The organism is Dinghuibacter silviterrae, assembly GCF_004366355.1.
In the GTDB taxonomy this organism is placed as follows: domain Bacteria; phylum Bacteroidota; class Bacteroidia; order Chitinophagales; family Chitinophagaceae; genus Dinghuibacter; species Dinghuibacter silviterrae.
In genome coordinates, this window is sequence record NZ_SODV01000001.1 from 3,810,327 (window position 1) to 3,820,151 (window position 9,825).

The window sequence follows — 9,825 nt, forward strand, 5'->3', positions numbered from 1 at the left end:
ACCTACGAGGAAAACCAAATAATATTCAAAAAAGCCACAAACATTGCTTATTTTTCTATGTACGTTCAATACCCAAATGCTTGTTTATGAGAAAGCTTGCCACCATCGTTGGAATTATTGCATGCATCGGATTATTGCCCGCGGCGGTTGCCGCACAAGGCGTCACCGTCAGCGGAACCATACACAGCGCGGCTTCCGGAGATGTCGTCCCGGCGGTCACGGTAACGGTGAAGGGTACCTCCGCGGGGACCTTTACGAGTGACAGGGGTTTTTTCCGGTTGACGGTGCCGGGTCATTTTCCCCTGACCCTGGTCATTTCTTCCGTTGGTTTTGCCACCAAGGAAATCCTGGTCACCTCTTCCGAACCTGTGGCGATCAACTTAGACATGGCTCCGACCCTGGGCCAGGAGGTCGTCGTTTCGGCGACCCGTGTTCCCGTAAAAATACTGGAGTCGCCGGTCTCGATCGAACGCCTCGGGCACGCGGATATCGTGGAGACACCGTCTGCCAGTTTTTATGACGCCCTGGGGCACCTCAACGGTGTGGACGTCGTCAATGCCTCCATGACCTTTACCAGCCTCGGCACGAGGGGGTTCAACAGCAGCGGGAACACCCGCATGAACCAGCTCACCGACGGGATGGACAACCAGGCCCCCGGTTTGAACTTCTCCGTGGGGAACATCGTCGGTCTGACCGAACTGGACGTGGACAACGTCGAATTGTTGTCGGGCGCCTCTTCCGCCCTGTATGGATCGGGCGGCATGAACGGCACCCTGCTCATCACCGGGAAAGATCCCTTTAAATACCAGGGGCTGAGCGTCCAGGTCAAACAAGGCGTCAACCACGTTGGGGACCCGGACGTCGGTGCCAAACCCTATTACGACTGGCAGATCCGGTATGCCCAGGCCTTCAACAACCGGTTTGCCTTTAAACTCTCGGGCCAATACATCGCCGGTACCGACTGGGAGGCCAACGACTATAGTAATTATTCCCAACAAGCGGGACATATCATCCCCGGTGACCGCAGCCTGTCCTCCTATAACGGGGTGAACTACTACGGGGACGAGATCAATTTTAACGTCAACCAGGCCATGCGGGCAAATGGCCTGGGGGCGCTAATCCCGGCCGGTCAGGACTCGATTGTCAGCCGCACGGGCTATCGTGAAAAGGACCTCGTCGACTACAATACGTTTAACCTGAAACTGGACGGGGTGCTGTCTTATAAAATCACCAACACCACGGTCGCCAGCGTGACGGCTTATTACGGTATTGCCAATACGGTCTATACGGGTTCCGATCGCTATGACCTCAAGAATGTAAAGATCGGGCAGTACAAGGCTGAGGTCAAGGGGCGTCATTTTTATGTGCGCGCTTATACCACCCAGGAAAATTCGGGGGACTCTTATAATGCCACCGTCATGGCCCAGCTCATCAACGAAAGCTGGTCGCCCACCAAGACCCAATGGGCGCCGACCTATATAAATACGTATGCCACGGAACTGGCCACCGGTCACAGCTACGCGGTGTCCCAGGCGGCTGCCCGTGCGGCGGCAGATGCCAACCGTTTGGTCCCCGGCTCTGCCGGTTGGGATGCGGCCTTCAACACGCTGAAGGGACGCGCCATCCCGCAAGGGGCCTTGTTTGTGGACCGGACCAACCTGTACGTTGCGGACGCCATGTACGACTTCGCTGACGTGTTCAAATGGGCCGACATCACCGTGGGCGCGACGTACAAACGCTATGTCCTCAACTCCAAAGGGACCCTGTTTGCGGACACGGCGGGCACCATTCCCATCAACGAGGAAGGCGCTTACGCCCAGATCCAGAAAGGCTTTTTCGACGACCTCCTTAAGATCACGGTGGCCGGGCGGTATGACAAAAACGAAAACTTCAAGGGCCGCTTTACCCCCCGGGTCACCGGGTTGATCAAGGTGGCCAAGGACCAGAACATCCGGTTGTCCTTCCAGACCGCCTACCGCTTCCCGTCCACCCAGAACCAATACATCGACCTCAATACGGGCCAGGCCCGGCTGATCGGCGGCCTGCCCCAGTTTGCCAACGCCTATAACATCAGCGGGGGCTATACCTTTGATACCGCCACCCTCAACCACTATGCCGCCGGTACGGGTCAACTCACTCCCTACAAGTACCAAACGTTCAAACCCGAAAGCGTGAACTCCTATGAACTCGGCTACAAGGGTGTGATCGACAACAAGCTCCTCATCGACCTGTTTGGTTTTTACGCCCAGTATACCAATTTCATCACCACCGCTGTCCTGGTGCAATATCCCAGCACCGCCCAGCAACAGATCCTGGAGATGGCCGTCAACAGCAATACAAAAGTCAATACCTACGGGAGCGGTTTGAGCCTGGATTACTTGTTGCCCAGTGGCTTTATCGCGGGCGGCAACGTCCTTTTCAACAAGCTCAGCAACGTACAGGCCGGGCTGGTGACGTTCTTCAACACACCCGAATGGAAATTCAACATTTCCCTGGCCAACTACACCATTGCCAAAAAGTTCGGCTTCAACGTCACCTACCGCTGGCAGGAAAAGACCCAAACCGAAAACACGTTCATCAGCGGGCCATTGCCGGAAATCGGCACCTGGGACGCCCAGGTCTCGATGAAGCTCCCGCAAATCCACAGCATGATCAAAATCGGGGGTACCAATATCTTTAACAAGTACTACGTCAATGAGCTGGGCGGGCCTTCCATCGGAGGACTCTACTACATCTCCTTTGGCTATAATGTATTCTAAAGATTAGGCCCAACCGCGCCGCGCGCGAAGTGGGGTGTCCGTTTTACTTCTTTTCCGCAGAAGACCCGAACGACGGCGGGCGCTTCTAACCTCTGCGGAAAAGAAGTAAAACGGACACCCCACTTCGCTGCAACACGGGTCGGTCTGATGACGGTAGGAGCAGTAAACCGGGTAGGTGGATCAGTGAAAACTACACGTTGAAGAGGAAGTGCATGATATCCCCATCCTCGACGACATAGCCTTTCCCCTGTACACCCAGTTTGCCATTGTCGCGGCAGGCCGCTTCGGAGCCGTATTTGATGAAATCGGCGTAGCGGATGACTTCCGCGCGGATAAAGCCTTTCTCGAAGTCGGTATGGATGACCCCTGCGGCCTGGGGGGCCAGCATACCGCGGGTGATGGTCCAGGCGCGGACTTCCTGGACGCCGGCGGTGAAATAGGTGATGAGGTGGAGCAGATGATAGGTGGATTTGATGAGGCGGGCGACACCGCTTTCGCTAAGGCCCATGTCTTCGAGGAACAACTGGCGGTCTTCAAAGTTTTCCATGACGGCGATCTCGCTTTCGATGGCGGCGCTGACGAGCAGGATTTCGGCTTGTTCGTCCTTGATGGCCTCCATGACGGCAGCGGTGTGTTTGTTGCCGCCCACGACAGACTTTTCGTCTACGTTGCAGACGTAGATCACGGGTTTGATCGTGAGTAAACCGAGTTCGCGCAGGTATTTCTCCTTGTCTTCGGGGCTCACCTCGTAGGCGCGGGCATTTTTCCCGGCCTCCAAAAACGCCTTCAGACCTGTGAGGATCTCGTAGGCACGGGCGGCTTCCTTGTCCCCGGCCTTGGCCTGCTTTTCGATCCGGGAGATCTTTTTGTCTACGCCGTCGAGGTCTTTGAGTTGGAGCTCGATGTCGATGATCTCCTTGTCGCGGACGGGGTTGACGCTCCCGTCGACGTGGATGACGTTGTCGTCGTCAAAACAGCGCAGGACGTGGATGATGGCGTCGGTATTGCGGATGTTGCCCAGGAACTGGTTCCCCAGGCCTTCACCCTTGCTGGCACCCTTGACAAGACCGGCGATGTCAACGATCTCCACGGTGGTGGGGACGACGCGTTGGGGTTTGACCAGGCGTTCGAGTTCGATCAACCGACCGTCGGGCACGGTGATGACGCCCACGTTGGGCTCGATCGTACAGAACGGGAAGTTTGCGGCCTGGGCCTTGGCGTTGCTCAACGCATTAAAAAGAGTCGATTTTCCCACGTTGGGCAACCCCACGATACCAGCTTGTAATGCCATAGAAGATAAAGTATTGCGCCGCAAAGGTACGATATTCTATATTTGCGCATGGCATTGAACATCGTTTGGTTCGCGTTTTTTGCCGTAGCCCTGGGGATCGCCTGTGTAAAGTTCGCGGTGACCGGGGACGCGGGGATTTTCAAGGTCTTGGGGGAGGGCGTCTTTGACGCGGCCAAAACCTCCATTACCGACGTGGCCATCCCGCTGGCGGGGGCGATGATCTTTTTCCTGGGCCTCCTCAACATCGGCGAAAAAGCGGGTATCGTACGAAGGCTGTCGCGCTTGCTGGGGCCCTTTTTCCAAAGACTATTCCCGGCCGTCCCCAAAGACCACCCGGCCACGGGCCACATGGTCATGAACTTTTCCGCCAACATGCTGGGCCTGGACAACGCGGCCACGCCCTTCGCGCTCAAGGCGATGGACAGCCTGCAAACATTGAACCCCGACAAGGATACCGCCAGCGACGCCCAGATCATGTTCCTGGTGTTGCATACCTCCGGGTTGACGTTGATCCCGCTGACGGCCATTGCCTTCCGGGCGTCCATGGGGTCTTTGCAGCCTGCGGCCATCTTTGTGCCCTGCGCCCTGGCCACGGTGTCGTCTACCATTATGAGCATCCTGGTGATGACCGTGGTGCAGCGAATCAAAATAGACTGGGTGCTGGCCCTGGGACTTCTCGCCCTGGCCGCTTTGGTGGCGGGTCTGCTCCTATTGGTGAACAGCATGGGCGAGGCCCAGCGCAACACCTTCTCCCAGGTCTCGGGGAACCTGCTGTTGCTGCTGCTCATCGTCGCCTTCCTGACGGCGGGCCTGATCAAAAAGGTCCCCCTTTTCGACGCCTTTATCGACGGTGCCAAAGACGGCTGGAACGTGGTGGTGCGGATCATGCCTTACCTGGTCGGCATGCTGGTGGGCATCCGGCTGTTCCGGGATTCGGGCGCCCTGGACTACGTGGTGCAGGGGATCACCTGGGTGGTGGCGAAAGCCGGGATCAATACGGACTTTACACCGGCGCTCCCGGTGGCGCTGATGCGCCCGTTTAGCGGCTCGGGGTCGCGGGGCATGATGCTGGACGTTATGAAACGATACAAACCCGATTCCTTCCCGGGCAGCCTCGCATCGATCATGCAGAACTCGGCCGAGACGACGTTCCTGATCATCGCCATGTATTTCGGGAGCGTGGGGATCAAAAAGGTCCGCTATGCGATATGGACGGGTCTCCTGGCGGATCTGCTCGGTGTGGTTTGCGCCATCGTGATTGCGTATATCTTTTTCCATACCTAAAAAACATCTTTTTGAAAAAGCAGGAGTTGCGGCTCATTACATGGTCTATCATCCTCGCGACGCTGATCTGCGGGTTGAAATTCTATACGTATTACCTGTCGCGGTCGGTGGTCATCCTCTCGGATGCCCTGGAGTCGATCATCAATGTCGTGACGGGTCTGTTCGCCTTTTACAGCATCCGGCTGAGCGCGCGCCCAAGCGACGCCAACCATCCCTACGGTCACGGAAAAATTGAATTTTTCTCCATCGCCTTTGAAGGCACGATGATCGCGTTTGCGGGCGTAGGGATTGTCTATTCGGCCGTCATACACTATATCCATCCGCAGCCGCTGAACGACCTGCACGCGGCCCTGGGTTTGGTGGCCCTGAGCGGCGCGGCCAATGCGTTGATCGGCTGGTGGCTGGTCAAACGCGGCAAAAAACTCGAATCCCTGACCCTGGAAGGGAACGGCCGGCACATCCTGAGCGACAGCTATTCCAGCGTGGGCGTGCTGATTGCCGTGGGGATCATCACGGTCTCGGGGTGGGTATGGGTCGACCCCCTGGCTTCGATCATTGCCGGGTTACTCATCCTTGTAAGCGGTTACCGCCTGTTGCGCAAATCGGTCTCGGGGCTGATGGACGAAAATGACCTGGGCGTGGTCGACGAGGTGGTGGCCATCCTGTCCAGGCATCGGGAACCCGCGTGGATCGACATCCACAACATGCGCGTACAGCGCTTCGGCACCCACTACCACATCGACTGCCACGTCACGCTTCCCTATTACTATACCCTGGAAACCGTACACGACCTCATCTCGCGGCTGGCGAAAATCGTCAACGACAACTTCACCAAAGGGGAGGTCGAGTTCTTTATCCACGCCGACCCTTGTCTGCCCGAGTGCTGTCACTACTGCACCGTCGAAAACTGCCCCGCCCGGAAGGAGCCCTACAACCTGCACATCGAATGGAGCCGGAAAAACGTGCTGCCCAACCGGAAGCACTACCTGGAAAATGCTACCTTTGGCGGCTGATGATCTGGCAACCGGATACATGCGTCATCGTTCCCACTTATAACAATGCGGCGACCTTAGGGGATGTGCTCCGGGGCTTGCTGACCCATACCCCGCACATCCTTGTGGTCAACGACGGGTCGACGGACGACACGGCGCACCTCCTGGAAGCGTTCCCGGACGTAGCCCTGGTCAGCTATCCGCGCAACCGGGGCAAAGGGTGGGCGATCCGCCAGGGGTTTGCAAAAGCCCGGGACTTAGGCTACCGGTACGCCATCACCATCGATTCGGACGGACAGCACTTCGCGCGCGACCTGGAGACATTTGCAACGGCATCAAAAAGCCACCCGGACGCGCTCCTTATCGGCGCGAGGAATATGGCCAATGCCGGCCAGCCGGGGGCCAGCAGCTTCGGGAACCGGTTTTCCAATTTTTGGTTCCGTATCGAGACGGGCCGGCGTTGCCCGGACACGCAGTCGGGCTACCGGTTGTACCCGCTGGAAAGGCTGCAAGGCCTGACATGGTGGACGCGCCGGTATGAATTTGAAGTGGAAGTCCTCGTCCGCGCCGCCTGGAAAGGCATCCCGGTCATCGCCGTCCCCGTCAGCGTGTGTTACCCGGAAAACCGGGTGACCCACTTCCGGCCTTTCAAAGACTTTGCCCGCATCAGCGTCCTCAACGCTATGCTGGTGCTGATCATGATATTCACCTTTAAATGGGTACGATTTTGAGTGAGATTGTTATCACCGGGATGGGCATCACGACGGCCCTCGGCCGCGGTGTCGCCGCGAACCGCGCGGCGCTGCTGGAGGAGCGATCGGGGATCGGTCAACTGGAGCTTTTTCCTACCAAATACGCCGGTGTGTTGCCCTGCGCCGAAATAAAAGAACCCACCGCCGCGCTGGCGGAGCGCCTGAACGCCCGCGAACGCGGCGTCACCCGGACCTCGCTGCTGGCGCTGGATGCGTTCGAGGAAGCGTGCGCGGACGCGGGTATCGATCGTTTTAAAAACGTGTCCCTGGTGTGCGGCACGACCGTAGGCGGTATGTGTCTGACCGACGAGCTCTACGAGGACGCCAATATGCGGACAAAGGATTCCGCGTACCTGACCAGCTATGACTGCGGCTCCGTCGCCCTGTACCTCCAGGAACGGTTTGGGTTGGGCGGGGTGATCAATTCCCTGAACACCGCCTGCTCCTCCTCCGCGAATGCCTTGGCCTTCGGGGCACGGCTGCTCCGGCAGGGACGCGCCAAAAAGGTCATCGCCGGCGGTACGGACGCCCTTGCCAAGTTTACCATCAACGGGTTTAACGCCCTCCACATCCTCTCCCCCGAACCCTGTACGCCCTTCGACGGCGACCGCAAAGGGCTCAACCTCGGCGAAGGCGCGGCCTTTCTCGTCCTGGAAAGGGCGGAAGACGCCGGGGACAAAAAGGTATACGCCCGGCTGACGGGGTGGGGGAACAGCAACGACGCCTTTCACCCGTCGTCGCTGTCCGAAGAGGGAGACGGCCCCTTCCTCGCCATGGAAGCCGCGTTGCAAAAGGCGGGGCTCCAGCCCGCGGACATCAGTTATATCAACGCCCATGGGACCGCTACCGAAAACAATGATGAAGTGGAAAGCCGTGCGATGATAAGGCTCTTCGGACAGGTTCCGGCTTTTGCGTCCACCAAGGCCTATACCGGGCATACGCTGGGTGCCGCGGGTGCCGTCGAAGCAATCTATAGCGTGTTAAGCCTGCTCCACGGGGAAGCGTATCCCAACCTCCGGTTCGCCAACGGTTCCCTGGAACCCTTGACAACCCTGCGCACCGCCCCCCTGGAACACGTCATGTCCAACTCCTTTGGCTTTGGCGGTAATTGCTCGTCCCTCATCTTTTCAAAAGCCTGACATGCTGTATCTCCATCAATCTTGTTGCATATCCCCCCAACGGGCTGACGACCTGGACACCCTGCAGCCCTCCAGGGACAACCAGCTCTTTGTGATCGAACCCCCGTACCCCGGTATTCCCCCCGGCCTGCTGAGGCGGATGGGCAAGGCCGTAAAAATCAGCGTGGGCGCCGCGCTCCCTTTGTTGCAAGACCCCGTGGACGGCATCATCATCGGCACCGGGAACGGGGGACTGGAAGATTGCGTCAAGTTTCTCGACCAGATCGTCCAATACGAGGAAGGCATGCTGACCCCCGCCAATTTCGTGCAAAGCACCGCCAACGCCATGGCCTCCCAGATCAGCCTCCTCAGCCGGAACAAAGGGTACAACATCACCCACGTCCACCGCGGCCTGGCCTTTGAGCAGGCCCTGCTGGACGCCATGCTTTTTGCGGAAGAAGTGCCGGACAAATATTTTTTACTGGGCGGCGCCGACGAGATTTCCAGCTACAACAACAATATCGAGATGCTGTCCGGTGCTTTCAAACAGGAACCCGTTTCCAACACGGCGTTGTACGACAGCACGACACCCGGCTCCCTCGCCGGGGAAAGCGCCGCGCTTTTCCGCGTCAGCGGCGTCCCTTCGCGCATCGCTATCCGGGAGCTCGTGACCTTCCATACGCGGGATACCGGCATGGTGCTCAACCGTCTTTTGTCCTTCGACCCCCCGGATCTTTTGCTCACCGGCGAAAACGGCGACGCCCGCCTGAAACCCCTCTACGAAACCGTTGAATCGGCCCTGGGCGCCCCCGTTGCCCGTTTCAAACATCAGACCGGCGAACACCCCACCGCTGTCGCCGCCGGGTTGTGGCTCGCGCAACAAATTATTGAAAAACAACACGTTCCGTCGCACATGGTGAAAAGCCCCGGGACCGCGCCGGCCAGCATCCTCCTCTACAACACCTATAAAGGAGTTCAACATTCCTTCATTTTGATTTCTACAGTGAATGATTAATTTTGTGAGCAATTAATTGCTTCCATGATGAAATCACTCTTATTCCTGGTGTGCACGCTGGCCTTTGTCGCCGTGTCCGCCCAAAAGGTTAAGCTCATCGAAGGAGACCTTTCCGCGCTCAAAGGCGCCACCTCCATCAACACCCGGTTTGTCTACGAAAACATCACCATCGGCAAAAACGAGGAGAAAGAATCCGACTACATCACCCGCCGCCGTTCGGAAATCAACGCCAAAACCCCCGGCAAGGGCGACAGCTGGGCCGAGGACTGGGTCAACGACCGCAAAAACCGCTACGAACCCCGGTTCAACGACGTCTTTAATAAGGAATCCGGGATGACCGTCGACCCGAACGCGAAATATACCATCCTATTTAAGACCATGAACGTCGAACCCGGTTTCAAATCCCCCATGGGTTTTGGGAACAAGGACGCCGAGGTGTCCGGCGAAGCCTGGATCGTGGAAACCGCCGATCCAAGCCACGTCGTGGCCAGGTTGTCCGTGATGAATGCCCCCGGTCGCATGATGATGGCGGATTTCAACGAAAGTATCCGGATAGGGGAGTCATACGCCATGGCGGCCAGGGGGGTGGCCAGATTTATCAAAAAAGCCTGACG

At 57.9% G+C, this 9,825-nt stretch carries 8 protein-coding genes; 7 read left to right on the forward strand and 1 reads right to left on the reverse strand.

Translation table 11 applies throughout. The features are described 5' to 3' along the window. Positions 1–86: 86 nt before the first annotated feature. Positions 87–2,759 carry a TonB-dependent receptor gene (locus tag EDB95_RS16420; protein ID WP_133994887.1) on the forward strand — a complete coding sequence of 891 codons (2,673 nt, stop codon included), beginning with the start codon at positions 87–89 and terminating at the stop codon, positions 2,757–2,759. Between the two features lie 190 nt (positions 2,760–2,949). On the opposite strand, the gene ychF is transcribed toward EDB95_RS16420, so the two are convergent. Next, positions 2,950–4,050, reverse strand: a complete 1,101-nt coding sequence (gene ychF, locus EDB95_RS16425; protein ID WP_133994888.1) for a redox-regulated ATPase YchF — start codon at positions 4,048–4,050, stop codon at positions 2,950–2,952. Between the two features lie 48 nt (positions 4,051–4,098). On the opposite strand from ychF, the gene EDB95_RS16430 reads away from it, so the two are divergent. The 6 genes from EDB95_RS16430 to EDB95_RS16455 are packed head-to-tail and all read left to right on the forward strand — an operon-like array spanning position 4,099 to position 9,823. After that, positions 4,099–5,334 carry a nucleoside recognition domain-containing protein gene (locus EDB95_RS16430; protein ID WP_133994889.1) on the forward strand — a complete coding sequence of 412 codons (1,236 nt, stop codon included), beginning with the start codon at positions 4,099–4,101 and terminating at the stop codon, positions 5,332–5,334. Positions 5,335–5,345: 11 nt separating this feature from the next. After that, positions 5,346–6,347, forward strand: a complete 1,002-nt coding sequence (locus EDB95_RS16435) for a cation diffusion facilitator family transporter (protein ID WP_133994890.1) — start codon at positions 5,346–5,348, stop codon at positions 6,345–6,347. Then, positions 6,347–7,057, forward strand: coding sequence for a glycosyltransferase family 2 protein (locus EDB95_RS16440; protein ID WP_162852637.1), 711 nt, complete (start codon positions 6,347–6,349; stop codon positions 7,055–7,057). Before EDB95_RS16435 ends, EDB95_RS16440 begins: the two co-directional genes overlap by 1 nt. Continuing rightward, on the forward strand, positions 7,054–8,217 hold the full coding sequence (locus EDB95_RS16445; RefSeq protein WP_133994892.1) for a beta-ketoacyl-[acyl-carrier-protein] synthase family protein: 1,164 nt from the start codon (positions 7,054–7,056) through the stop codon (positions 8,215–8,217). The genes EDB95_RS16440 and EDB95_RS16445 overlap by 4 nt, the downstream gene beginning before the upstream one ends. 1 nt (position 8,218) lies before the next feature. Continuing rightward, positions 8,219–9,211 (forward strand): beta-ketoacyl synthase chain length factor, encoded by a 993-nt coding sequence (locus tag EDB95_RS16450; RefSeq protein WP_246073657.1) that lies wholly within the window; start codon positions 8,219–8,221, stop codon positions 9,209–9,211. 24 nt (positions 9,212–9,235) lie between these two features. Beyond that, positions 9,236–9,823 (forward strand): hypothetical protein, encoded by a 588-nt coding sequence (locus tag EDB95_RS16455; protein WP_133994893.1) that lies wholly within the window; start codon positions 9,236–9,238, stop codon positions 9,821–9,823. Positions 9,824–9,825 lie beyond the last annotated feature (2 nt).

Coding starts and splice junctions, on each gene's coding strand:
- EDB95_RS16420 (WP_133994887.1), top strand. CDS start 87: ATGAGAAAGCTTGCCACCATCGTTGGAATTATTGCATGCATCGGATTA.
- ychF (WP_133994888.1), bottom strand. CDS start 4,050: ATGGCATTACAAGCTGGTATCGTGGGGTTGCCCAACGTGGGAAAATCG.
- EDB95_RS16430 (WP_133994889.1), top strand. CDS start 4,099: ATGGCATTGAACATCGTTTGGTTCGCGTTTTTTGCCGTAGCCCTGGGG.
- EDB95_RS16440 (WP_162852637.1), top strand. CDS start 6,347: ATGATCTGGCAACCGGATACATGCGTCATCGTTCCCACTTATAACAAT.
- EDB95_RS16450 (WP_246073657.1), top strand. CDS start 8,219: ATGCTGTATCTCCATCAATCTTGTTGCATATCCCCCCAACGGGCTGAC.
- EDB95_RS16455 (WP_133994893.1), top strand. CDS start 9,236: ATGATGAAATCACTCTTATTCCTGGTGTGCACGCTGGCCTTTGTCGCC.